This window comes from Brachyspira suanatina (assembly GCF_001049755.1).
GTDB classification, from domain to species: Bacteria; Spirochaetota; Brachyspiria; order Brachyspirales; family Brachyspiraceae; genus Brachyspira; species Brachyspira suanatina.
The window spans coordinates 2,041,664-2,067,285 of record NZ_CVLB01000001.1 but is presented as its reverse complement, the minus strand read 5'-3'; the positions used below and the strand labels follow the sequence as shown (position 1 = coordinate 2,067,285).

The window sequence follows — 25,622 nt, the reverse complement described above, 5'->3', positions numbered from 1 at the left end:
TTTTAAAGTTTTAATTATAAAATGTAAAAAAAATATCAATTTTTATTAAAATTACTATATGTAACATTGATAATAAATTTTAATCATAATATAATGCTTTGCAAATTTAAAAAAATTTTGTAAAGGAAAAAAGAAAACATGAGAAAAATATTGTCATTAGTTCTTATTGTTATGGGAACACTATTTGCAGTATCATGCGGCGGTAATACTTCTAATACTACTGCAGAAAACACAACTACCGCTATAGAAGCTCCAGCAGCTACTGCTACAGTAATTACAGTTGATGATTTATTAGGAAAAGAGTATTCTCTTACTAATATGTATGAAGGTAAAGAAGTTACTATAGCTTTTTCTGATACTAATATGTTAGGCGGAAAATCAGCTGTTAATAACTATTTTACTGAGTTCTCATTAGACGGTAACAAATTAAAATTAAATGCTTTAGCTTCTACTAAAATGATGGGACCAGAAGAAGATATGGCTGTAGAAACAGAATATTTACAAATATTAAATGGTGCTGATACTATCTCTTTAGATGGCGATGTATTAACTATTACTACAACTTCAGGTACTAATTTGATTTATACTTTCAAAGGTAATGTAGAAGTAGCAAGTGAAAATGCTAATTAATTAACACTATCTATATTATTAGAGCAAGATAATATTTCATATTATCTTGCTTTTTTATTTTAAATTTTTAATATACTATTGACTTTTATGTTTAGTAGTATAATATAAATGTATATTTCTGTTTTTTAGATAAAATATTTGGAGTGATTATGAAATTAAAGAAATATATTTTTATGCCACTAGTATTTTGTTTGATTATTGTTGTATCATGTTCAGAAAGTATGCCTTTAAAAGAATATAAAGATGCAACTACTTTGAGAGATAAAGCTATAAAATATGATTTGAAAAACTATTCTCAAGAACAATTTGATATAGCAGAAGCAAATTATTCAGAAGCTATGATCCTTATAGATGAAAATAAAGATTCAGCAAAAGTAAAAGAGCTTCTTACAACTGCATCAAATTCATATCAAACAGTATTAAATGACGGATTACCTCAGTATGCTGAAGTTTTAAAAAATGAAATATCTTTAGAAAGAGTGTATTCTAAAGAGGTAAAAGCATATAGAGTAGATAAAGAAAATTATGAATTTGCAGAACTTAATTATATAAATGCATTGTCAGCTTTAAGTACTAACAATTATGAAGAAGCCGTAAGTTGTTTTTTAAATGCTAAGAAATATCATCATAAAGCCTATTTCACAACTAAAATAAGATATGATGAAAGTACAAGAGGAATAAAAGAAGCTGAAGATAAAATTAGGCAGGTTGAAGAATTAGAAAGATCATATTCTAAGTAAATAATTTTACTTTAATTTATAAAAAAGATTAATGGAGAAAAAATATGAAAAAGGGATTATTTTTATTTATCTTATTAATATTTTCTTGTTTTTTGTATGCACAGGAAACAAATGAGTTAGTTTTACCTCCTGAATTACCAGCAGATTTGCCCGCTAGTATAAAGGAAAGCGATGATTATAAATTAGCACAAAGATATAGAGAAATGGCTATAGATGCTCATAGTGTAGGAGATTATAATCAAAGTATAGAGTATTCAAAACAAAGTAAAGAATATTCTGATAAGATCATATTAAGATATGGTGTTTATGAATATGTTTTGAATAGTCAAAGAGATGCAGAAAGAAAATTGAGTCTTTTTAAAGGAGTTGGCGGTGATACTAATGAATTGACAACTTCTTTATATGAAGAATCTGTTACTGATCTTAATTCTGCACATAGTATGCTTGAAGCATCAACTAACAGCACTGATTATACTAATACTATGCTTGAATATAATAAATCAGCTGAAAAATCTGAATTAGGCTACAATGTTCTTGCTATAGATTTAAGAAGAGAATATTTAATAAGTGAATCAGTATTAACTAATGGTGATAATAATGATACACAAATAACAAATTTAAGAGATGAATCTAAAAATGCATTAAGCAGCGGAGATTATACTAACTCTTTGACAAAATCAAGAGAAGCTATGAATATGCTTGATATGTTAGAAGCTCCATTAGCTTATGCTAAAGCTCAGGATTCTATGGATAAAGCTAAACAAGACGGCTATAATAATAGCAAACCTAACTTGTATACTGAAGCTTTAAAATCATTATCTTCAGCAGGTGAAACTTTGATAGCTAATAATTATACAGATTCTTTAATGCATTCTAAAAATGTTATCAGCTTAGTTAATTCAATGGAAAGTACATCTGGAGATATAGTTTCTCCTGAAGAAGAACAAGTAGTAGTTGTATCAGATGGAACAGTATTCCCTCAGTATTATATAGTTCAGTCTAGAAGAGCTAATACAGATTCTTTATGGCGTATAGCTTCTTATGATTTTATTTATGGCAATGGTAATTTATGGAGAAAAATATATGAAGCTAATAAAGATACTATAAAAGATCCTAATGTTATAAGATCTGGTCAAAGATTAGTTATACCTAGTCTTAAAGGTGAAACAAGACAAGGAACTTATGATACTAATCAAACCTATGGAAATATAACTACTTTCTCTACTAATCAAATAGAAGGTAATATAATTATAGAAGATGAAGAAGCTATGGAAGCACAAGCAGAGCAGACAGAAGAAACTGTTATAGATGAACAAACTGACACTGCTGATGAAAATACAGAAATGACTGAAGATACAGCAGCTACTGATGAAAATGCAGAAATGACTGAAGATACAGCAGCTACTGATGAAAATGCAGAAATGACTGAAGATGATACAACAGTTACTGACGAAAATGCAGAAATGGTTGATGATACAACAGTTACTGATGATACAGCAGCAGAAGAAGGAAATCAATAATAAAAATTTATATAAATTTAATTTATAAAAAATAATTACGAATATTATTGAAGTTAATTATAATTAAGAGGTAGATATTTTGGGTAAAAAATTAAAAATAATTATTATTTCATTGTTGGGTGTGATTATATTCGGAACTGTACTTATAGCACAAAAGCCGAAGGCTTCAAAAGAGCATTTGTTTATAGAAACAAATTTTGGTACTATAGAAATAGCTTTCTTTCCTGAAAAAGCACCAAAACATGTTGAAGCTATAAAAAAACTTGCTAATGAAGGTTTTTATAATGGAACATTATTTCACAGAGTTATACCTGGTTTTATGATTCAAGGCGGAGATCCTTTAAGCAAACAGCCTAACAGATCTTTACATGGTACAGGCGGACCTAATTTCGTTATACCGGCAGAGTTCAATGATGTTTCTCATAAAAGAGGTATATGTTCTATGGCTAGAGGTGCAAGCATAAATAGTGCTGGTTCTCAGTTCTTTATCTGTGTAGCTGATAGTCCTTTCTTAGACGGACAATATACAGTATGGGGAGAAGTTGTTAGCGGTATGGATGTTGCTGATAAAATAGTGTCATTAAAAAGAGATGCTAATGATAATCCTTTAGAGCCTGCTAAAATGAATAGAGTTTATGTAAAAACAGTTAATTAATTTATTTTTTATAAAGGAAAAATAGGAAATTAAAATGAGAGAACATTTATTTATTGAAACAGATTATGGTACTATAGAAATAGAATTCTATCCTGAAATAGCACCTAAACATGTTGAAGCTATAAAAAAGCTTGCTAATGAAGGTTTTTATGATGGAATAAGATTTCATAGAGTAATACCTAGATTTATGATACAAGGCGGAGACCCTGTAAGTAAAGATGCAACAAAAAGACATTTGCATGGTACAGGTGGTCCGGGATTCAATATCCCTGCTGAATTTAGCGATAAGCCTCATAAAAGAGGTATATGTTCTATGGCTAGAAGTCAGCATCCAGACAGTGCCGGTTCTCAGTTCTTTATCTGTGTAGCTGATGCTCCTCATTTGGATGGACAGTATACAGTTTGGGGAAATGTTGTTAGCGGTATGGATGTTGCTGATAAAATAGTGTCATTAAAAAGAGATCATAATGACAACCCTATGGAAAATTCTACTATGAACAAAGTTTATGTTAAAGAAGTAGAATAATATTTAATAACTTAAAAACAATAAAGACGAAGCCCAATATTGAGTTTCGTCTTTTTTTATTTTATAATTTTTTAATTATTTTATTATTGCTTAACCGACTTTTTATGAATAAAGTAAACAGCAAATGCTATAATCAAATAAATAGCTGAAGTTATTAATGCTGTTATAAGATTATCCCAAGTTGAACCTACAGCCAAAACTGTATTAAGTATAGGCACTACTAATAAACCTGTAACGGACATCAAAGAAAATCCTAGAGAAAACTCTGTAAGTGCTGGGCTTTTATATTCAGGATCGCATATTTTTAAAAGAGTCATTCCTGTTATTAAAACTCCTGTCAAAGTACCCCATGAAATTATAGCTCTTTCAAAAGCATAATCATCTTTAAATAGCATATTATTAAATATAAATACTATCAAATAAGTAAATACAAAACCAGCAATGCACATAACTATTATAGGTGCTATATAATGTATTATTGCTTTTATTGGAAGACTTGTTATTGCTGATACTATAGCAAAGTCGCTTAATGTACCTATTATTTTTGCTTTTACCTTAGCATCTACCATCCAAGATAATTTTAATTTTTTTATTATCATATTTAAAGCAAACATTATAATCATAGAATAAGTCCAAACAGGAAGAACATCTAATCCAGGTACTTTTAACTTTTTAATGAAGTTCAAAACTATAAAAGCAATTCCGCATACGGCAAATATTACAGCCAAATGAAAAGTTATAGTTTCTATAGAGCTGCTCAAAAAAGTTTCTCTTCCCAAACTAGCCTGCTTGCTTATATCATTGTTGTATCCAACTTCCATGTTTCTATCTATTTTGTTTATATTCTGATTATCATAATTTTCATTAACTATTCTTTTTATGACATTTGTTTTATTTTTTCTTACAGCAATATTAATAAATATGATTCCAAATATCATTCCGCCTACAAGTCCTATTGTGGCAGTAGTGAGAGCAACTCCCTGAGCTATTTCCCATTGAGGTATACCAAAACCTTCAAGTAATTTTCCTGTAGCAGCAGCAAGTCCATGGCCTCCGGCAAATCCGGCTGAAAGTTCATAACCGAAAGTTCTATACATATTTATATCAGGATTTATTTTTGTAAATAGTATATTAGTGGTATATCCTATAGCAGACTGAAACATACTTGCACATTGAAATATACCGAATGCTATTAAAACTTTTGTAGGGTAAAGTGATTTTATACTTTTTGTTTCGTTTAAGAACATACCCAAAGGAATAGCAGCAAATATAGGTATTGATAATATACCGGGAAGAAGCGAATAAGTTTTTACCCATTCTAAAGATATTGAATAGTTTGAGAATTTACCTAATATTTCAGGAGATATTAAAAGCCCAATAAATCCTCCTATCACAGAAGCTGGCAAATATAATTTTTGAAAGAGCTTTATTTTAGCCCTTAAAAAAACCCCTATAAGTAGCAGTACCGATAATAAAGATAATGACTGCAATAATTCAGTTAATAGTTTAGATGTCATATTGTTTCCTTAAAAATAAATGTTTTTATTTTTGTGATATTTATAATTTTTTGATTTTTGATTTATCGAGTTTATTACTTTTATCTATTATAGCATCTTCTCTTTCTTCTATTTTTATGATATCTCCATAAAATTTTGGCGGTTTATTAAATAGTATATCAAGAAACATCAAAGCTCTTGCACCTAATTCTCTTGGAAACTGTCTTATTCTGTAAAGTTTTCTAACATTATTGGCATTATACGCTATTGCATTAATATTTTTTTGTCTTGCTATTAGTATTGCTCTTTCATTGTGAAAAGGCTGAGAAACTATAGTGAAATTTGTAAGTTCAAAAACTTTATTAGCTCTTATGATAGAATCTCTTGTTCTAAATCCTGCAAAGTCTAAAAAGATATGCTTTTTATTTACTCCTAACTTTATTAAATCAAGACGCATTTGTCTAGGTTCATTGTATGATTTATATCTGTTGTCTCCGCTTACAAGTATATATTTCACTTTTCCGCTTTTATACAATTCATAAGCGGCATCCATTCTGAATTTGAAATACATATTTATTTGACCGTTATTCATATATTTGCTGGTTCCTAATACCAATGCAACATCATTATATGGTATTTCTTCTATTGAAGAATATATATATTTTTTTGAATAAAGTGAAACAGATGAATATAGTATTACTGCAGATATGAGAGATAGAATAATAATTTCAGGAAGAAAATAAAAAAGAGAAATAAAAATTAGCAGTATATAATTTATAAATTTATATATACCGCTTTTATTTTCTATTCTATTTTCAATTATTCTTTTATTGTTTTGTATATGTAATATTTTATTTTTGTATCTATTTTTTAATATCTTCATAAAACCTGCAACATAGTTGTTTTGATAGTATACTAAAATAATTTATATTGTCAATTACTATTAATAATAAAAGTTGAGAAAAAATTGATTTTAAGTATTGCAATATTACTCAAAAATATTATAATATCTAGCAAATATTAAAAGGAGAATAAAGATGAATACATCATCTGTTAATGGTATGAATGCTGTTTTTGATGATACAGCATCCGCTTCTAATTTTTACAAACAAAATAAATCTTCAAAAACTATTGTCTTCTTAAATATTCTCCTCTCAATTCTTCTTATTATCCTGTAATATTATAATCTATATTTTTATAAAATACATTATTTGATTGAATACATTTAAAAATAAAATTTCTATAAGTAGAAATACTAGTAAGAAAATTAAAAAAGGCTATAAAATATAAGGAGTTATTTAATGAAGTTAAACGGTTCTGATATAATAATGGAAGTTCTAATAGAGGAAAATGTTGATACTGTATTTGGCTATCCAGGAGGAGCAGCTTTATTTATATATGATGCTATCTATAAATATAGAGATAAAATTAAACATATAATGCCTACAGATGAAACAGGAGCTTGTCATGCAGCAGATGGCTATGCAAGAGCAAGCGGAAAAACTGGAGTTGTAATTGCTACAAGCGGACCAGGTGCTACTAATTTGGTAACACCATTGGCAACAGCATATATGGACAGCGTTCCTTTAATTGCTATAACTGCAAATGTACCTGAAAGTTTAATAGGTAAAGATTCATTTCAGGAGGTTTATATTGCTGGTATTACAATGCCTATTACTAAACATAATTTTGTTGTAAGAGATATTAATGATTTAGCAAATATAATAAGAAAGGCATTTGTTATAGCTAATACAGGAAGAAAAGGGCCTGTTTTAATAGATATACCAAAAAATTTCACATTTACAGAAACAGAATACGAAAGAAAAGAAAAATTTGTTCCTAAGCATGTTAAAATAAGTGCTGAAGATGAAAAAACTATAGAAGAAGTAGCAAAATTAATAAATGAATCAAAAAGACCTATTATATATTTCGGAGGTGGTGCTAAGAATTCAAGCAATAAATTAAGAGAGTTTATGATTAACTCCAATATACCTTCAGTTCATACATTAATGGGAGCTGGAGTATTAGGTTATAATGAAAAATTAAATATAGGTCTTTTGGGAATGCATGGTTCTGCTACAGCTAATAAGGTGATGAATGAAGCAGACTTGATACTTGCCGTTGGAACTAGATTCAGTGATAGAGTTGCTTTGAATACTTCTAAATTCGGAGGAGTTGCTAAAAAGGTTCATATAGATATTGATAAGAGCGAAATAAACAAGAATGTTCATGTTGATTATAGTATAATAGGCGACTTGAATGATGTATTGGATAGATTTAATAAACTTGTAAAAAGAGTGGAAGATGATGAATGGGTAAAGTATTTGGCAGATTTAAGAGCTAAAGAGATTAAAGAAGATTCAGACAGAAACACCAAGAAAGACGGTATTTATCCAAGTAAAGTTATGGATATAATAGGGGATAAAACTAAAGATGAAGCTATTTATGTTACAGATGTAGGACAGCATCAAATGTGGGCAGTTCAATATATAAGACATACCAAGCCAAGAAGTTTTATAACAAGCGGCGGTTTGGGTACTATGGGATTCGGATATGGTGCTGCTTTAGGCGTTCAGGTTGCCAAGCCGGATAGAAGAGTAATACATATAACAGGAGACGGCTCTTTCTATATGAATTTGAATGAAGTATCTACTGCTGTTGAATATAATCTTCCTGTTATAACAATAATATTAAATAATAGTACATTAGGTATGGTTAGGCAATGGCAGACTATATTTTATGATAAAAGATATTCCAGCACAGATATAAATAAAAAAATGGATTATGTTAAAGTTGCTGAAGGTTTCGGTGCTAAAGGTTTCAGATGCGAAACTATAAAAGAATTTGAAACAGCTTTTGAAGAGGCTTTGAAATGTAATTGTCCTGTATGGATAGAATGTGTTATAGATAAAGATTTGAAAGTTTTACCTATGATTCCAGCCGGCGGTACTATAGATGATATAATAGTAGATTAAAAATAGTAGGAGTAAAAAATGGATAAGAAACAAAGAAGGGTTTTAGTTTTATTTGTAGATAACAGTTCAGGTGTATTAAATAGAATAACTTTATTATTCAGCCAAAAAGGTTTTAATATAGAAACCATTACTTGTTCTGTAACTTGTGTTCCTAGCATATCAAGAATGACTATAGTTACTGAAGGCGATGATACACAAATATCACATATTATAAAGCAGACTTATAAACTTATAGAAGTTCACTCTGTTCATTTAATAGATCATACTAATAGTATAATAAGAGATTTATTATTAGTAAAAATAGAAATTGATGACAGCAATAGAAGAAAAGCCTGCGATATAACTAATGCACATAGCGGAGTTATACTTGATATAGGGAAAAAAAGCATGATAGTTGAAATTACTGCTTCTGTTACAGTAATAGACGGCTATTTAGAAGCATTGAAAGATTTCAATATTTTAGAGCTTTCAAGAACAGGAGTAACTTCAATACAATTAGGCGATGAAGTACCTGATATGAATATAATCAATAATTTTGAATTTTAATAAATAATAATAAGTTAAAGGAGAATTAAAATGATAAAAAAATATTATGATGCTGATTGTAATCTAGGTTTACTAGACGGTAAAACTATAGCTATAATGGGATACGGCAGCCAAGGACATGCTCATGCTCAGAACTTAAAAGATAGCGGAATGAATGTAATTGTAGGACTTAGAAAAGACAGTGCAAACTGCAAAAAAGCAGAAGAAGCTGGATTTAAAGTAATGGAAGTTGAAGAAGCTGCTAAGCTTGCTGATATAGTAATGATGCTTGTTCCTGATGAGGTTTCAGCTGATATATATAATACTCAAGTTGCTCCTCATATGAAAGAAGGTAATGTATTAATGTATGCTCATGGATTTAATATTCATTTCCAATTTGTAGTTCCTGCTAAAAATATAGACGTTATAATGGTAGCACCAAAAGGACCTGGACATACTGTAAGAAGTCAGTATTTAGAAGGAAGAGGAGTACCTAGTTTAATAGCTGTTTATCAGGATTTCAGCGGAAGAGCAAAAGATTATGCTTTAGCTTATGCTTCAGGAATAGGTGCCGGACGTGCTGGTATATTAGAAACTACATTTAGAGAAGAAACTGAAACTGACCTTTTCGGTGAACAAGCTGTATTATGCGGCGGTGTTACTGAATTGATGAAAGCTGGATTCGATACTTTAGTAGAAGCAGGTTATGAACCAGAAATGGCTTATTTTGAATGTATACATGAAATGAAATTGATTGTTGATTTAATATATTCAGGCGGATTTGCTATGATGAGATATTCTATTTCAAATACTGCTGAATACGGCGATTACAGAACTGGAAGAAGAATGATCACTGAAGAAACTAGAAAAGAAATGAAAAAAGTATTAAGAGAGATACAAGACGGTACTTTTGCTAGTGAGTTTATTCAAGAGTTTAGTGCAGGCCGCAAAGCTAAATTTAATGCTACTAAAAAATTAGAAAGCGAGCATAAATTAGAGAAAGTCGGTGCTGAATTGAGAAAGATGATGAGTTGGATTAAAAAGTAATTTTTATTCACACTCTATTGTTATAATTAAATACTTTAATATTGGAGATCTATATTTAAAATTTTTAAGTTTGTAATTTTTTTATTGTTCTTTTTCCCGCCGCAAAAAGAACCATACGAAGTACGCCTGTGGCGAAAGTGCAAGTAAAAAATATTAACTATGCTTTTTTGATATAAATATTGCCTTTTTGCTTCTCGCCTGCCGAAGGCACGCACAGCGAGGCGGGCTTCGTCTGTGGCAACACCGAGTAGGTGCCTTGAGAGCGTCGGCAAAAGAAGTGGGGGTCTTGCCTATAGCACGCAGAGCGGTGGACAAAGCCCCATATATCAAAATAAAAATATAACTTTATTCTATTACAAAAATCAATAAAAGTATTTAATTATACAGGTGTTTATTTTATAAGGGTTTTAACAATGAGAAAGATTAAGATTTTTGATACTACTTTAAGAGATGGAGAACAATCTCCTGGTTGTACTATGAATTTGGCTGAAAAATTAGAAATGGCAGCTGAATTGGATAAATTAGGTGTTGATGTTATAGAAGCTGGATTTGCTATATGTTCAGATGATGACTTCAATGCTATAAGAGAAGTTAGTAAAGTTGTAGAGAATGCTAAATTGGCTAGTTTGGCAAGATGTAATAAGAAAGATATAGACAGAGCTTATGAATCACTTGCTGAGGCAAAACATCCTATGCTTCATACATTTATAGCTACTAGCGATATACATTTAAAGTATAAACTAGAGATGACCAGAGAGCAGGTATTGGAAACTATAAAAGAATCTGTTTCTTATGCTAAAACTAAATTTGAGTTTATAGAATTTTCTGCTGAAGATGCATCAAGAAGTGATAGGGAATTTTTGGCTCAGGCTTATTCTACTGCAATAGAAAACGGTGCTACTACAATAAATATTCCTGATACTGTTGGTTATACTACTCCATTAGAAATGGCTGATTTGATAAAGTATTTAAAAGATAATGTGAAAGGTATAGAAAATGTTGATATATCTGTGCATTGTCATGATGACTTAGGACTTGGCACTGCTAATTCTTTATCTGCTGTTTTGGCTGGAGCTACTCAGGTAGAATGTACTATTAATGGTATAGGTGAGCGTGCTGGTAATGCTAGTTTGGAAGAAATTGTAATGGGCATTAAAACTAGAAAAGATTTTTATAATGCTTATACTGATATTAATACTAAAAGAATTTATAAGATTTCAAAATTATTATCTACAATTTCAGGTATGGTAGTTGCTCCTAATAAAGCTATAGTAGGTGCTAATGCTTTCGCTCATGAGGCAGGTATTCACCAACATGGGGTTTTGAAAGAACGTTCTACTTATGAGATTATGAATGTTGAAGATATAGGAATACCTCAAAATAAAATGGTATTAGGTAAGCATTCAGGAAAGCATGCTTTTAAAGATAGAATCGAATCTTTAGGTTATGATATTGATGATAAGTCTTTAGAGGATAAGTTTATAGAGTTTAAGGCTTTGGCTGATAAGAAAAAAATAGTTACTGATTCAGATATAGAAGCATTATTGATAGGTAATAATGATTCGGAAAATCCTACTTATACATTAAATGGATTCGTTGTCAATGACGGTAATTCAATATCTTCTTTGGCTACTGTATCTATTATGGATAATCAGGAGAATATTGTTGAGGGAATAGGAAAAGGAAACGGTCCTATTGATGCTGCATTCGGTGCTATAGATTCTATTACTTCTAATAAAGCTAAATTGGTTAATTATAGTATTAATGCTATTACTGAAGGTGAAGATGCTTTGGGAGAGGTTATTGTAAGATTAGCTTCTAATGATAAAACTGTTATAGGAAGAGCAGTAAGCACAGATATTATTGAAGCTAGTTTGAAAGCTTATGTTAATGGATTGAATAAGTTATAATATATTTTTAGGGCTTTGCATATAATAAGTTGTAAAAGCCCTTTTTTATGATATAATTATGAGCCATTTTTTATTAAAATGATAAAACTTAAAAAATAAGTATAAATATTGATGTTTTTTATCTGCAAATTAATTTAAGGATACGAATATGACTATTACTCAGAAAATTTTAGCTGCTCATGCGGGCGTTGAAAAAGTAGAGGCAGGCGAACTTATCATGGTTAAAACTGATTTAGTTTTAGGAAATGATATTACAAGTCCTGTTGCTATAAATGAATTTGAAAAGTATGGTTTTGATAAAGTTTTTGATAAAGAAAAAATAGCTTTGGTTATGGATCACTTTGCTCCTAACAAAGATATCAAAGCTGCAGAGCAATGCAAACAATGCAGAGATTTTGCTAATAAATATGATATTTCTAATTATTATGATGTTGGAGATATGGGAGTTGAGCATGCACTTTTACCTGAAAAAGGATTAGTGGCTCCTGGTGAAGTTATAATAGGGGCAGACTCTCATACTTGTACTTACGGAGCTTTCGGAGCTTTTTCTACAGGAGTAGGAAGTACTGATATGGCTGCTGCTATGGCTACAGGACAGGTTTGGTTTAAAGTTCCTTCTGCCATTAAATTCAATCTTAAAGGAAAATTAAAACCTAATGTATCAGGTAAAGATGTTATACTTCATATTATAGGTATGATAGGAGTTGACGGAGCATTATATAAGTCAATGGAGTTTAGAGGTGAAGGAGTTTCATCTCTTACTATGGATGATAGAGCTTGTATTGCTAACATGGCTATTGAGGCAGGAGCTAAAAACGGAATATTTGAAGTTGATGATCAAACAATAGAATACTTAAAAGATATAGTAAAAAGAGATTACACTGTTTTCAAAGCTGATGATGATGCAGTTTATGAAAAAGAGTATGATATTGATTTATCTTTGGTAGAGCCTACAGTGGCATGTCCTCATTTACCGGAGAATACAAAAGAAGCTAAAGAATTAAAGAATATAAAAGTTGATCAGGTGGTTATAGGTTCTTGTACTAATGGAAGATTATCTGATATGGCAACAGCTGCTAATATTTTGAAAGGCAAAAAAGTAGCTAAGGGTGTGAGATGTATAGTTATTCCAGCCACTCAGAAAGTTTATAAAGAATGTATCAAATTAGGTTATATGGATATATTTATTGATGCAGGTTGTGCGGTATCTACACCTACATGCGGACCTTGTTTGGGCGGATATATGGGAATACTTGCTCATGATGAAGTTGCTGTTACTACAACTAATAGAAACTTTGTTGGAAGAATGGGAGATAAAACTTCAAAAGTATATTTGGCTAGTCCTGCTACTGCTGCATATAGTGCTATAACAGGATATATAACAGAGCCTAAATGATAAAATGGTAAATTAAGATTTTTATATAAATAAAACAAAGTTAATATTATATTTTAATGGGAGATAGTATGAAAGCTAAAGGTTTCGTTCATAAATATGGTGATAATGTTGATACAGATGTTATTATTCCAGCAAGATATTTAAATACTGCAAATCATAAAGAGTTAGCAGCACATTGTATGGAAGATATTGATAAAGATTTTGTAAGCAAGGTGAAAACAGGTGATATAATGGTTGGAGGAGATAATTTCGGATGCGGTTCTTCAAGAGAGCATGCTCCTATTGCCATTAAAGAATCTGGAATATCATGTGTTATAGCATCATCTTTTGCTAGAATATTTTATAGAAATTCAATTAATATAGGACTTGCTATATTGGAATGCGATGAGGCAAGCAAGAAAATAAATGCCGGCGATGAGGTTGAAGTAGATTTTGACAATGGTATAATAAAAAACATTACTAAAAATGAAAGTTATAAAGCAGAGCCTTTTCCTGAGTTTATAAAAAATATTATTAATTCTAATGGGCTTTTAAATTCTATAAAAAATTCTAAGGGGTAATTATCATGGAAAAGAATATTGTTGTTATTAAGGGTGATGGAGTAGGTCCTGAAGTAGTAGAAAAAGCTATTGATGTACTTAATAGAGTAGCTGAAAAATATTCTCACAAATTTAATTTAGAATATGTTGATATGGGCGGATGTTCTATTGATAAATATGGAGTTCCTCTAACAGATGAAAATTTAGAGAAATGTATTAAGTCCGATTCAGTACTTCTTGGTTCTGTAGGAGGACCTAAATGGGATAATGTTGCTCCTGAAAACAGACCTGAAAGAGGATTATTAAAACTTCGTAAGGGAATGGGATTATATGCTAATATAAGACCTACTAAAATATTAAAGTCTTTAGAATATGCTTCTCCTCTTAAAGAAACTATATGTAAAGATATGGTTGATTTTATTATGGTGAGAGAGCTTACTGGAGGAGTATATTTTGGAGAGCATAAATTTGAAGTAGTTGATGGAGTTAGACAGGCTACTGATCTTATGCTTTATACAGAAACAGAAATTCATAGAATAGGAAAAGTTGCTTTTGAATTAGCTAGAAATTCAAAAAGACCTTTAACTTCTGTTGATAAGGCTAATGTACTTCATACTTCTAAATTATGGCGTGAAGTTATGAACAATTTAGCTAAAGAATATAGTGATGTTAAATATAATGATATGTATGTTGATAATGCCGCTATGCAAATAGCTTCAAATCCTTCACAATTTGGAGTTATAGTAACAGAAAATATGTTTGGAGATATACTTTCTGATGAGGCCAGTGTTATAAGCGGTTCTATTGGTATGGCTCCTTCTGCTAGTCTTTCTGACGGATCTGTGGGATTATATGAGCCTATACATGGTTCAGCTCCAGATATAGCAGGTAAAGATTTAGTTAATCCTATAGGAACAATACTTTCTCTTGCTATGATGCTTAGATATTCTTTTAAAATGGAAAAAGAGGCTGAAGATGTAGAAAAAGCTGTTTATAAGGCTATAGATGATGGTTACAGAACTGCAGATATAATGCCTAAGCACAATATGATGACTTACTTATATAAACAGGTGAGATGTTCTGAGATGGGTGATATAATAGTATCTAATATATAATTATATAATTTTTATTAACAAGAGGTATAAAACATTTTAAACCTCTTGTTAATTACTTCATAATATTGTTCAATTTTACTTGACAATTCATTTATAATGTACATAATAGATATTATATATTAAATAAATAGAAGAGGGTTTGTAGAAGTGGAATATACTGACAAAGAGATCATTTTGGAATTGCAGGAAGATAATAAACTGCTTTCTTCTAAAATAGATATCTATAAAGAAGAGATAAATGAATTGAAGCAGAAATTAGAATACGCTAAGAAATTTTTTACTTTATATGAAAATATAATGGAGCAGTCTAGAAACGAAACTAAAGAATTGACTATAAAAGTAAAAGAGTTAGAAGAAGAGATTAGAAGATTGAAGAATGAATAATATTTTTTATCCGTTTGAAAATGATAATAAAAAAATATATATAGCTATACTATCTAAGGGAAATATCAATGCTCATGATATTACTTTAGAATATAGAGAAAACACTGAAAAAGATTTTTTTAAACATATTAATTTTGATATAAATAAAGCTATCTTTATGCATCAAATTCATAAAGATAATATAGTTAAAATAGATGAATCTAATATTCATTTATTTGGAAGCAGAAATAAATTAGTTGAAGATACTGATGCTTTGATAACTAATCTTCAAAACACTCCTTTAATTGTTCAAACAGCTGATTGTGTTCCTATAATACTTTATTGCGATGAAAGTAAATCTATGGCAGCGATTCATTCAGGCTGGAGAGGAACTGTTCAAAATATTACAGCAAAGACTATAGAATTAATGAAAAAAGAGTATAATGCTAATCCTTCAAAAATGTATGCTTATATAGGGCCTTATATAGCCGAAAAAGATTATGAAGTAGGCGATGAGGTTGCTGTGCATTTCAAAAATAAAGCTATGATTAACAATAAATGGCATATTGATAATGGTTTAGAGATCAAAGACCAAATGATTCAATGCGGTATATTAGAAAATAATATTGAAATTTCTAATATAAATACTTATGATGAAATTTGTTATTCTTACAGACGTGATGGAGTTCAGGTTGGGAGAATGCTTACTCTTGGTGTAATCTTATAAATTCTTTTTTAATTTCTAAATCGCACGTTGAATAAATATAATAATTAAAAATCTTTTTATTTTTAGAATTTCATTATTATAAAACAATACTAATCGTGCGGTAAATTTAATATTTAGCCTAACTAAATCTTGGGCGGGTTTTCTTTTTTCTTTGTAAATTAATAAAGATAAATATATTTCAAATATAAAATAAATCTATGAATCTAAAGGGCGGGGTATGTAAGTAGATTTTAAATTTTACTTTCACTCCCCACCCTTAATATTTAATGATTTATTTTTAGTTCATAATTTTATTTATTTTTATAACTTAAATATGAATTATAGATGCCCACCCTAGAGTTTTTTAAATTTAAAGCACTATCAACGCACGATTAAATTTTTATATATAAAATAATGTATTAAATAATAGAATTTTCATTATATAAGAAATCAGCTAACCGTGCTATATATATGAAATTGTCATGATTTAATAGCTTTGACAATTATAATTTTAGTATTATAATATTTAAATTATATTAATTAAATTTAAGAAAGGTATTATTTATGTATGAAATGAAAACAATTGTGGGGACGAGTCAGATTGATAAAGACGGGCTTTTAAAAACATCATCAATATTTGATCTTATGCAAGACTGTTCTTTTTTTCAATTAGATTCGGAAGAAGATCTTACAAAATATTTTAATGAAAATAATGTAAGTATGTTTTTGGTATCTAGGCAAGTTGATATATATAAACTTCCAAAGTATAGCGATAAAGTTATAGTAAGAACTTATGTATATGAATGTAATGAGGCTTATGGTTATAGAAATACAGTAATATATGATGAAAATTATAATGAACTTGCTATTTGCTATGCTATAGGAGGATTTGTAGATTTATCTAATGGTAATTTAATTAGAGTACCTTCATCATTTATAGAAAATTTCAAATTTGATGAGAAGCAGGAAATGAATTATTTACCTAGAAAAATAAAAGTTGACAATAATTTATTAAAAGAAGTTGACAGATTTAAAGTAAAAAAATATTTTATAGATGATAATAATCATGTGAATAATGCAAGATATATTGATATGGCAATAGATTATGTTGATGATTATTATAAAAGAATAAGGATTGAATATAGAGTACCTGCTGCATTGGGAGATACTATAATTGTAAAGAAAGCTGTAATTGATGATAAAGTTTTATTAAAGTTTGACAGCGAAGACAATAAGACTTATGCTATACTAGAGTTCTCTTATAGTTTATAATTAATTTTAGTCAGTTTTATATAAATTGATTTTAATAATAAAAATAATAAAAAAAGGAAATAAAAACTATGAAAATTGCTATAGGCTGTGATCATTCAGCTATCGAATTAAAAAAAGAGATAATAAAATATTTAGAGGAATTAGGACATAATGTTACTGATTTTGGCACTCATAGTACAGAAAGTGTTGATTATCCTATATATGGGAAGAAAGTTGCTGAAGAAGTTGCAAGCGGAAGATATGAAGGCGGCGTTTTAATATGCGGCACAGGTATAGGTATTTCACTTGCTGCTAATAAAGTAAAAGGTATAAGAGCTGCTGTTTGCAGTGAGCCTTATTCTGCTAAGCTTTCTAAACTGCATAATAATTCTAACATAATAGCTTTTGGTGCTAGGGTAGTTGGCGTTGATTTGGCTAAGATGATAGTTAAAGAATGGCTTGATGCTGAGTTTGAAGGCGGAAGACATGCTAAAAGAGTTGGTCTTATTATGAAAATAGAGAACGGCGAGGAAATTTAATTTAAACTATAATTTATTTTAATATAAAGGGCTTTGAGTTTTTTATTGACTTAAAGCCCTTTATTATTTTTTATTTATTATATTCTTCTATTAACTTAGTAAAGAAACTTCTTTCTAAATCAATAGCTTTTATTCTGCTTGTGTTATTAAATTTAGAGGCATCTGTTTTGTAATTATAATAATGTTCTTCTTTTTGTTGTTTCATATCTGATATATTATACTTAGAAAAAGAAAATTTATCTAAATAAAAATCATTATTTTCTATTATGAATGTATAATAATATACTCCATCATCTATTGCTTCTATTGTAACGTAATTTCCTGATGAAGCAATATCATAAGTTTGTGAGTAGTCACCATTTGGCATTGGATAAAAACCTGTTATAAATTGTGCTTTATTTTCATCGTTTTTATCTCTTTTCCATATAGTTACATAATTAAAATATTTATCATTTACTTCAAAATCATATACATATTTTTCCATTGATATAAGATTTTCTACATATTCTTCATTTAATATATGACTTTGTATTAAAATATATTTTTCATTATTATTTGTAAATTCAGTTTGTGAGGCAGGCGAATAAATATAGCTGGTATCTGCAAATTTAAAAGTTTGAGATATTTTATTTAATATTCTTATCATCAAATCTTCATTATTATTTCCAGTGATAACAGTATTAATTAAATTTGTAGGACTTAAAACAGGAAAATTTTCCATCAATACAAAAGATATATGAGGATCATCAGTATGAATACTTTCTAATTCTTCTGTATCTTGAAAGCAGTGAATAGTAATATCAGCATTGTTCTCTTTTAAATAATCCATAATATCATACTTTTCATAATAGGCACTATACATTAAAGGAGTTCCAACATAACCATCACTCATTCTGTTTATGGAATTGATATCAGCACCAAGTTTTAAAAATAATATTACTAAATCCAAATTATCAGCTGAAATAGACTGAAATAATAAGTCGCTTTGTAATTTATAATCTATATCAGAAAAATAATAACCTGCAGATTCTAATTTTCTAATTAATTTTGATATTAAATTATAATTATTATTTTCTGAGTTAATTTTATCCTGTACTGTTTTATAATCAAAATTAACTCCGCTATCTAATAAATAATCTATAATCTCATCAGTATAATTATAATTTAGTATTTCAGTATCATCTAAACTAATGCCATGTTCAACAAGCCATATAACTAAATTATTATAAGCATAATTTCTATAATCAAGTTTCTGCATTAAAGTCAATATACTGTTTCCATCTTCATCTTCGCTATTTATACCTTCCAAAAGTAAATCTTTAATATTCTGCATTCTTTGTTTTTCTTCTTCTCTTCTTTCTTTTTTTGAATTATCGGATATTCCATAATCTGCTAATTCTGAGTCAATAGTTTTGTATAATATCTCATCAATTTCTGCTTCTGTATATGGTTTGATAGGATATATATTTTTTAATTCTATTTTTTTCTTTCTTGCTGGAGTTATTTGCTGACTTATAATTTGATTTGTATTTTGGGTGATATTGTTAGTGATTGTTATGTTTGCTGTTGTATTGTTTTGTGTATTATTAGATTTGTTATTATTGCAGCTTATTAGAATGCTTAAAGCTGACATTAATATAATTTTTTTCATAAACTTTCCTTTAACTTTTTACAGACTGTATTTAAAATATTTTAGGCATTATACTAATATATTTTTAAATTGTCAATTTTTATGTTGTTCTTTTTGCTATCATATATTACGACATCATAGCGGAACTTTGTCGATGCACATCTAGTTTGACTAACTCATATTAAATTTATAATGCTGTCTATTAGTATTTGTTTACCTAATTAGGGGATATATAGTGGGTTGATAATTTAAGGGTTTTATTTATAATTTAAACAATTAATAAAATAAAAATATTATTGAAGGTTAGTTCTTTGGAAAGAAGGCAAACCGTTTTTGTGTACTTTTTTGTTTAGTAAAAAAAGTACCTTATGTCCTCGCTTTGCTCGGACACGCTACGCGAAAAACCATTTCTTTTTAATGAAAATTGTGAGCGTCTGGCAGGTTTACTTGACAGGCCTTAAAGCGAACAATTTTTATTTGTAATAAGAAAAAGAACCAAAAAATTTTTATTAAGTTTATGATGCGGACTTTTAGCCCTTGTTTATATTTTAGGGTGTATATAGTTGGTTATAAGTTTATGAGGGTGAATCAAATGTCTAATGAAAATAACTATTTTAAAGATATAGAAAACACAATAAAAAATTATTTAGCTGAAGAAAATACAGACTATGGGATAATGCTCACAGGTGAGTGGGGAACTGGTAAAACATATTATGTAAAAAATTATTTGGGATACATAAAAGAGGAATTAAAATTTAATGAACCATTATATATTTCTGTTGCTGGGAAATCTAATGTAGAAGAAATAATTAATGACTTGTTTTTATTAAAAATATTAGGTAATTCATCAAATAATAAGTTAAATATTATAAAAACTATAGCTAATAATGGAGGTAAAGCATTACTTGAAACATTAAAAGCTTTTAAAGTTAATTTAATAAATAGTGTTTTATCTTCTATTTTTAATATAGGTAAAGATATATATAAGGAAATTGATAATTTTCAAAATACATTAATTGTTATCGATGATTTAGAAAGATATCTAAAAAAATAAATATAGAAGATTTACTATATTCTATTTATGATAGTTTTGTATCAAATAATGTAAAAGTCTTATTGATTTGTAATGAAGAAGTATTAATTAATAATGAAGAATATAATAAAATAAAAGAAAAGATTATAAGACATACTATAAAATTACACAGCATAGATAAAAATAATTTTAAATTATTTTTAGAAATATATATAATAAAAAATTTAATAGATGATAAAGACATAGAAAATTATTATATTAGTAATAATTTTTTTATAAGCAATGCATACCTAATATTATTAATATATTTATGGAAATGGAATGTTATAATATAAGGACTTTTAAAAAATTCTTTGATATGTCAAAATATTTTTTTAATGAAATAAATAGATTTATAGAGGAAGAAGAATATAAATTAAGGAATAATGAAGAATTATTTTTAGAAATATTAAAAATATTTGCAATTGTTCTAATAGTATATGATAAAAATATAATAAATAATAATGTTTTTATAAGTAAAGAAGAATATGATAAATATCATTCAGAAATTATTACTGAAATAATAATAAAAAATGCTATAGAAAAAGGTTCTATGAAGATGAAAACAGAGAAAAACCAAAATATAAATAATAATATTAACCAAGAATATTTCTCTAAATTTAAAGAATTAATTTCAAATATAGAAAAACAGTATGTTATAAGAAATGAAACAAAAAAATATATTTTATATTATTTTTATAAATATATAGAATGCGGAATATTAAATTATAAAGAATTGTTTTTAGAATATAAAAATCATATTTATTTAAATAAAAAATATTTAAAATCTTATAAAATAATTAGTGAAGGCTATGAAAATTCTGAAATTATCAAAGAAAATATAGATATTGTTTTTAATATTATAGAAAAAGAAATTGATAATTTTATGGATTCAGATTGTTTCGATATATATTCTAAAGTTTATTTTTATTATTATGATATAATTGATGATAATAAATATAGATATTTAGAAATTTTAAAAAATGCATTATATAATTATTGGAACAAGGTAGATGTTAATGGTATTTTTCTTATAAAAAATGAATATGAGCATAATAATTTTTTCCATTTTCTATCTCGTAATGATATTATATCCCGTAATAATAATGATGTTTTAATAAATTATGAAAGAAAATTATTAAATAATTTGTATGAAAAGAAAATAAAAGAAGTTCCAGGAGAATTCTATAATGTTTTAGAAAATTTTAATAATCATAACAAATATTATTTTTTTTCTGACTTTGGACAATATAATTATGCAATAGTACATTTGTTATTCTTATCTCAAAATTTAAAACTTATTCCAAAAGATGTTTTTTCAATAAGAATATTTTTGTTTTTTTTGAATTCAGAAACTATTATTTATAATGCTTTTCAAGAATATAAAATATATGATTATAATGCTAAAGAATTAAAAGATATGGTAAATAATTTAATACCATTTTTAGATAGTATAGTAACATATGATAAATATTTATTGAATAGAGTAAAGGAATTAAGAGAAAGAATAAGATTTTATAATAATATTAATTATATTAATTCAGATATTTAACTATGTTATTATTTCAGATTAAAAGGCTTTAGACTGCGTTCTATATTCAATATAAATTCGGGTTAGTATTTTTGTATATTACCAGAATGTTTGGGTTATCCTACTTGATGTAAAGGCTTTTGGTTTTTCTCGATAGGCCGCTTCGAGATGTATACTTCATTAAATGCAGTTGTTCGCGAAGCGTATCCGAGCTTGTCAAGGATATAGGTTCTTTTATACCAATAAAAGAACTGGGGTGCTGCACGCTGTGTACTTCGTAAGGGCAAAGCCTTGCAAATATTTTAAATTTAATAAATTTATTTTTGACAATATATAGTTTTTAAGATATATATATAAAATTTATTTATTAATTACTTTCTCTAACTCTTCTTTTATACTCAAAGCCATTTTGTCATCGAAACTTGAAAATGAATTCTTTGTGTATAATATGTTCTTGTCGCTGTCAATTACTATTATCCAAGGAAGCCATTTAACATTATACTCATCAGAAATATTTTTGTATTTATCAACATCAACTTCAGTAAAAATTAAATTATCATCTATGATTTTTTTTAGTTCTTCATTTACGAATACTTTCTCTTTAAGCTCATAACAATTCGCACACCAAACAGCAGAGAAATCTATTAGTATCGGTTTGTTGTTTTGTTTTGAAAGCTCTAATGCTTCACTGTATGTTATATGATTTGAAACTTCATTCTTTTGTTTTATGAATCCGTAAGTTGATCCTAAAGCTATTGATATAATTACTACAGAAACAAATATTTTTATCTCTAATGCACTTAACATAGCAGATTTGTTTTTTATTATGTAAACTAATACTGCAAATACTAATATTGTAGCTGAAGCAAGTATATAACTTATTTTATTAAATCCAATTACGCCGTAAAGTATATTAGCATAATAGAAACTTATTATCATCATTAGGAAAGTGAAAATATATTTAACATATACCATCCAAGTTCCAGCCTTAGGCATTTTTGTAAGTATTGAAGCAAATGTACCAAGAATGAATAATACAGAAGCGAAACCCAAAGCATAAACAGCCATGTATAGAGTGGCGAACACAGGATTAAGAAAACCTATTTCTAATATAACCGCTATTATAGGAGCAGCACAAGGAGTAGCAACTATTCCAGCAAGAAGTCCCATTATATATTTATGGAATATTGATTGATTTTTTTTACTGTATGCATTTGTTTTGGCAGACTGTAAAAATGAAGGAGCTTTAATCTCATAAAATCCTGCCATTGAAAATGTAAAGTATAAAAATAATAATACTAATATAGTTAAAACAATAGGATTATATCCAATACTTCCAAATAGAATTGTTTTATGAAAAGCAAATCCAGCCACAGAAACTACAGCACCCAAAAGAGTGTATGTTGTTATTACACCCAATGCAAATAAAAGCGAAGCTAATACGCTTGATTTTTTATTGTTTTTTTCGTCTGTTGTGGTTCCTAAAATAGACACTGTAATTGATAGTAGGGGATAGGTACAAGGCAAAAGCACAGAAGCAAGTCCCGCTGCAAATATTAAAATTAAAGTTATAAATATATTATCGCTTCCTTTTATATAGTTTTCTATAGAAGTAGCATTCTCTGGTTTTTCATCTGTTATATTAGTATTTAGTATATCAATTTCTTCTCCATATATTACTTTACTTTGAGGCTGCAAACATACATTGTCTTTTGCTGAGCATAATTGATAAGTTGTTTTTATAAAGTTGATTTTATTTATATCAATGTTATTTAATATAAACTCTTGTTCGCCTTTTATTATAGTATCATCATGATATTTTTCACCTTTAGGATAAGTTGTATTTATTTCTTTATTGTCTGCAAAGAATAAAATTTTATTTGCTATGCTTGATTCTAAATATGCATAATAATTATTTGGTATTATTGCTTTTACTGTTAATTTGTTATTATTAGTTTCTAAAGTAAAATTAATTTCAGGATTTTTATTTAATGAATCAAATTGGTTTAAATTGAGTAAATTATTATTTTGAGCAAGCGAAATATATGCTGCAATAAAAATTGTAATTATTATATACCTTAATAATCTTATATTCATCAATTATCCTTTTTTATCATATTTAGTTTTCTTCGTTAAATATAACAAATATATTTTATTTTAGTAAATACAGTATATATGTATTTTATGAAATTTAAAATAAAAAAACAGCCGCTATAATTTATATTATAACGGCTGTTAATATTCTTAATTGTTTATAAATTAATATCTAGTTTCATAAGGTAAAAGTGCTATATTTCTAGCTCTTTTAATAGCTTTAGTAACTAATCTTTGATGTTTAGAGCAAGTACCGTTTAAACGTTTAGGTATGATTTTACCGCTGTCTTTAACGTATCTTTTTAATAATTTAATATCTTTATAATCTAAAACATCAATATTGTTTTTGCAGAAGTAGCATACTTTTTTCTTGAAGAATTTTTTTCTTCCGTCTTTTTCATTAATTTCTTTATTGAAATGAGGCTTTTTTTCACCTTTAGCTTTTACTTCTTCTTCATTATTATTATTATTATTTTCTATATTTTCTGTATTTTCTAATTCCATTGTTTTCTCCTAAAAAATTATACTTGTTATCAATCATTAAAATGGCACTTCATCATCATCTTCAAAACTGCCTAAATCAACACTTCCAGCAGAAGCAGAAGGTGAATATGCTGTATCCATACTAGCAGCAGCGTTTACAGAAGAAGCACCAAGCATCTGCATAGACTGCATAATGATTCTTACTTTGGATCTTGCAGCATTAGTATCTTTATCCTGCCATCTTTCTTGTCTTAAAGTACCCATTATAGCAACTTGTTTACCTTTTGTAAGGTATTTGCTTACAGTTTCAGCCATTTTTCCAAAAGCTACTACATCAAAATAATTAACTTCAGTAGTATTTTTGCTGCTTACATAGTAGTTATTTGCTATAGAAAACTCTACAACAGCACTTCCGCTAGGTAAATATTTAGATACAGGATCTGCTGTAAGTCTTCCTATTAAAGTTACACTGTTAAAATCTGTTGCCATAATAAACCTGCTTAAGCCTCTTTAGAAGCTTCTTCATTATTAACATTTTCTTTATTGTTTTCTTTTTTATTTTTCTGAATTATTTCATCTAAACGAACTATTATAAATCTTAATATGCTAAGTTCATAACGTAATTCTTTTTCAATGCTTGCTAAGCTGTTTCCATCGCATCTAAAATGATAATAGTAAAATTTACCCTGATTTACTTTACGAATAGGGTAGCTTAAATTATGAATGCCGTAATCAGCTTCATTAAATATTTCAGCATGATAGTTTTGAAGAATAGTTTTTACATGATCTTTTGCAGTTTGATGCACAGCGTCATTGATTTCTGTTACGAATAATATTTCATATTCTCTCATTGTTTTTAACTCCTTGGACAAAGCTTCT

General features: G+C 28.0%; 27 protein-coding genes. 20 read left to right on the top strand and 7 right to left on the bottom strand.

Annotation, left to right across the window (positions count from 1 at the left end):
• The first annotated feature begins 138 nt into the window (after positions 1-138).
• The 5 genes from BRSU_RS08870 (at position 139) to BRSU_RS08850 (ending at position 4,071) form a co-directional block, all read left to right on the top strand.
• A complete protein-coding gene (locus BRSU_RS08870; protein WP_048594975.1) occupies positions 139-630 on the top strand; it encodes an META domain-containing protein in 492 nt (163 codons plus the stop codon).
• Between the two features lie 149 nt (positions 631-779).
• Positions 780-1,370, top strand: a complete 591-nt coding sequence (locus BRSU_RS08865; RefSeq protein WP_048594974.1) for a hypothetical protein — start codon at positions 780-782, stop codon at positions 1,368-1,370.
• Between the two features lie 44 nt (positions 1,371-1,414).
• Positions 1,415-2,890 (top strand): LysM peptidoglycan-binding domain-containing protein, encoded by a 1,476-nt coding sequence (locus BRSU_RS08860; protein WP_048594973.1) that lies wholly within the window; start codon positions 1,415-1,417, stop codon positions 2,888-2,890.
• Between the two features lie 79 nt (positions 2,891-2,969).
• Positions 2,970-3,545: a peptidylprolyl isomerase gene (locus BRSU_RS08855; protein WP_083997878.1), complete on the top strand. Its 576-nt coding sequence runs from the start codon at positions 2,970-2,972 to the stop codon at positions 3,543-3,545.
• 34 nt (positions 3,546-3,579) lie between these two features.
• On the top strand, positions 3,580-4,071 hold the full coding sequence (locus BRSU_RS08850) for a peptidylprolyl isomerase (protein ID WP_048594972.1): 492 nt from the start codon (positions 3,580-3,582) through the stop codon (positions 4,069-4,071).
• Between the two features lie 83 nt (positions 4,072-4,154).
• Here BRSU_RS08850 and BRSU_RS08845 read toward each other — a convergent pair whose 3' ends face one another.
• Complete coding sequence (locus tag BRSU_RS08845; protein ID WP_048594971.1) at positions 4,155-5,588, bottom strand: sodium/glutamate symporter; 1,434 nt, start codon at positions 5,586-5,588, stop codon at positions 4,155-4,157.
• A gap of 40 nt (positions 5,589-5,628) precedes the next feature.
• The gene (locus tag BRSU_RS08840) at positions 5,629-6,450 is read right to left on the bottom strand and encodes a SanA/YdcF family protein (protein WP_048594970.1); all 822 of its coding nucleotides are present in this window, start codon (positions 6,448-6,450) and stop codon (positions 5,629-5,631) included.
• A 154-nt stretch (positions 6,451-6,604) separates the two neighbouring features.
• Here BRSU_RS08840 and BRSU_RS14480 point away from each other — a divergent pair, with 154 nt between their 5' ends.
• The 12 genes from BRSU_RS14480 to rpiB all read left to right on the top strand — a co-directional run bounded on the left by BRSU_RS14480 (position 6,605) and on the right by rpiB (position 17,933).
• Positions 6,605-6,745, top strand: coding sequence for a hypothetical protein (locus tag BRSU_RS14480; protein WP_157031469.1), 141 nt, complete (start codon positions 6,605-6,607; stop codon positions 6,743-6,745).
• 123 nt (positions 6,746-6,868) lie between these two features.
• Complete coding sequence (ilvB, locus tag BRSU_RS08835) at positions 6,869-8,542, top strand: biosynthetic-type acetolactate synthase large subunit (RefSeq protein WP_048594969.1); 1,674 nt, start codon at positions 6,869-6,871, stop codon at positions 8,540-8,542.
• 18 nt (positions 8,543-8,560) lie between these two features.
• The gene (gene ilvN / locus BRSU_RS08830) at positions 8,561-9,088 is read left to right on the top strand and encodes an acetolactate synthase small subunit (RefSeq protein ID WP_014488511.1); all 528 of its coding nucleotides are present in this window, start codon (positions 8,561-8,563) and stop codon (positions 9,086-9,088) included.
• Positions 9,089-9,118: 30 nt separating this feature from the next.
• A complete protein-coding gene (gene ilvC / locus BRSU_RS08825) occupies positions 9,119-10,114 on the top strand; it encodes a ketol-acid reductoisomerase (protein ID WP_012670577.1) in 996 nt (331 codons plus the stop codon).
• A gap of 413 nt (positions 10,115-10,527) precedes the next feature.
• Positions 10,528-12,024: a 2-isopropylmalate synthase gene (locus tag BRSU_RS08820; protein ID WP_048594968.1), complete on the top strand. Its 1,497-nt coding sequence runs from the start codon at positions 10,528-10,530 to the stop codon at positions 12,022-12,024.
• 148 nt (positions 12,025-12,172) lie between these two features.
• A complete protein-coding gene (gene leuC / locus BRSU_RS08815; RefSeq protein ID WP_048594967.1) occupies positions 12,173-13,420 on the top strand; it encodes a 3-isopropylmalate dehydratase large subunit in 1,248 nt (415 codons plus the stop codon).
• A 68-nt stretch (positions 13,421-13,488) separates the two neighbouring features.
• Positions 13,489-13,980 carry a 3-isopropylmalate dehydratase small subunit gene (gene leuD / locus BRSU_RS08810; protein WP_041177399.1) on the top strand — a complete coding sequence of 164 codons (492 nt, stop codon included), beginning with the start codon at positions 13,489-13,491 and terminating at the stop codon, positions 13,978-13,980.
• 5 nt (positions 13,981-13,985) lie between these two features.
• On the top strand, positions 13,986-15,074 hold the full coding sequence (gene leuB, locus BRSU_RS08805) for a 3-isopropylmalate dehydrogenase (RefSeq protein ID WP_048594966.1): 1,089 nt from the start codon (positions 13,986-13,988) through the stop codon (positions 15,072-15,074).
• 147 nt (positions 15,075-15,221) lie between these two features.
• Positions 15,222-15,458, top strand: a complete 237-nt coding sequence (locus tag BRSU_RS08800) for a hypothetical protein (RefSeq protein WP_012670572.1) — start codon at positions 15,222-15,224, stop codon at positions 15,456-15,458.
• Positions 15,451-16,164: a peptidoglycan editing factor PgeF gene (pgeF, locus tag BRSU_RS08795; RefSeq protein ID WP_048594965.1), complete on the top strand. Its 714-nt coding sequence runs from the start codon at positions 15,451-15,453 to the stop codon at positions 16,162-16,164. The genes BRSU_RS08800 and pgeF overlap by 8 nt, the downstream gene beginning before the upstream one ends.
• Positions 16,165-16,707: 543 nt before the next feature.
• Positions 16,708-17,415, top strand: coding sequence for an acyl-[acyl-carrier-protein] thioesterase (locus BRSU_RS08790; protein WP_048594964.1), 708 nt, complete (start codon positions 16,708-16,710; stop codon positions 17,413-17,415).
• A gap of 68 nt (positions 17,416-17,483) precedes the next feature.
• A complete protein-coding gene (rpiB, locus tag BRSU_RS08785) occupies positions 17,484-17,933 on the top strand; it encodes a ribose 5-phosphate isomerase B (RefSeq protein ID WP_048594963.1) in 450 nt (149 codons plus the stop codon).
• A 70-nt stretch (positions 17,934-18,003) separates the two neighbouring features.
• On the opposite strand, the gene BRSU_RS08780 is transcribed toward rpiB, so the two are convergent.
• Positions 18,004-19,584 carry an ankyrin repeat domain-containing protein gene (locus tag BRSU_RS08780; RefSeq protein WP_048594962.1) on the bottom strand — a complete coding sequence of 527 codons (1,581 nt, stop codon included), beginning with the start codon at positions 19,582-19,584 and terminating at the stop codon, positions 18,004-18,006.
• 571 nt (positions 19,585-20,155) lie between these two features.
• On the opposite strand from BRSU_RS08780, the gene BRSU_RS08775 reads away from it, so the two are divergent.
• From BRSU_RS08775 to BRSU_RS08765, 3 genes are all read left to right on the top strand, one after another.
• The gene (locus tag BRSU_RS08775) at positions 20,156-20,617 is read left to right on the top strand and encodes a P-loop NTPase fold protein (RefSeq protein ID WP_048594961.1); all 462 of its coding nucleotides are present in this window, start codon (positions 20,156-20,158) and stop codon (positions 20,615-20,617) included.
• Positions 20,618-20,679: 62 nt separating this feature from the next.
• Positions 20,680-20,931 carry a hypothetical protein gene (locus BRSU_RS08770; protein WP_048594960.1) on the top strand — a complete coding sequence of 84 codons (252 nt, stop codon included), beginning with the start codon at positions 20,680-20,682 and terminating at the stop codon, positions 20,929-20,931.
• Positions 20,932-20,954: 23 nt separating this feature from the next.
• Positions 20,955-22,187 (top strand): hypothetical protein, encoded by a 1,233-nt coding sequence (locus tag BRSU_RS08765; protein ID WP_157031465.1) that lies wholly within the window; start codon positions 20,955-20,957, stop codon positions 22,185-22,187.
• 339 nt (positions 22,188-22,526) lie between these two features.
• Here the strand turns inward: BRSU_RS08765 and BRSU_RS08760 are convergent, their stop codons facing one another.
• The 4 genes from BRSU_RS08760 to rpsF form a co-directional block, all read right to left on the bottom strand.
• On the bottom strand, positions 22,527-24,263 hold the full coding sequence (locus BRSU_RS08760; RefSeq protein ID WP_048594958.1) for a protein-disulfide reductase DsbD family protein: 1,737 nt from the start codon (positions 24,261-24,263) through the stop codon (positions 22,527-22,529).
• A 162-nt stretch (positions 24,264-24,425) separates the two neighbouring features.
• Positions 24,426-24,764, bottom strand: a complete 339-nt coding sequence (gene rpsR, locus BRSU_RS08755) for a 30S ribosomal protein S18 (protein WP_048594957.1) — start codon at positions 24,762-24,764, stop codon at positions 24,426-24,428.
• 36 nt (positions 24,765-24,800) lie between these two features.
• Entirely contained in the window at positions 24,801-25,232 is a 432-nt protein-coding gene (gene ssb, locus BRSU_RS08750; RefSeq protein WP_048594956.1) for a single-stranded DNA-binding protein, read from the bottom strand.
• Positions 25,233-25,243: 11 nt separating this feature from the next.
• Entirely contained in the window at positions 25,244-25,594 is a 351-nt protein-coding gene (gene rpsF / locus BRSU_RS08745) for a 30S ribosomal protein S6 (protein ID WP_014488495.1), read from the bottom strand.
• Between the last annotated feature and the right edge of the window lie 28 nt (positions 25,595-25,622).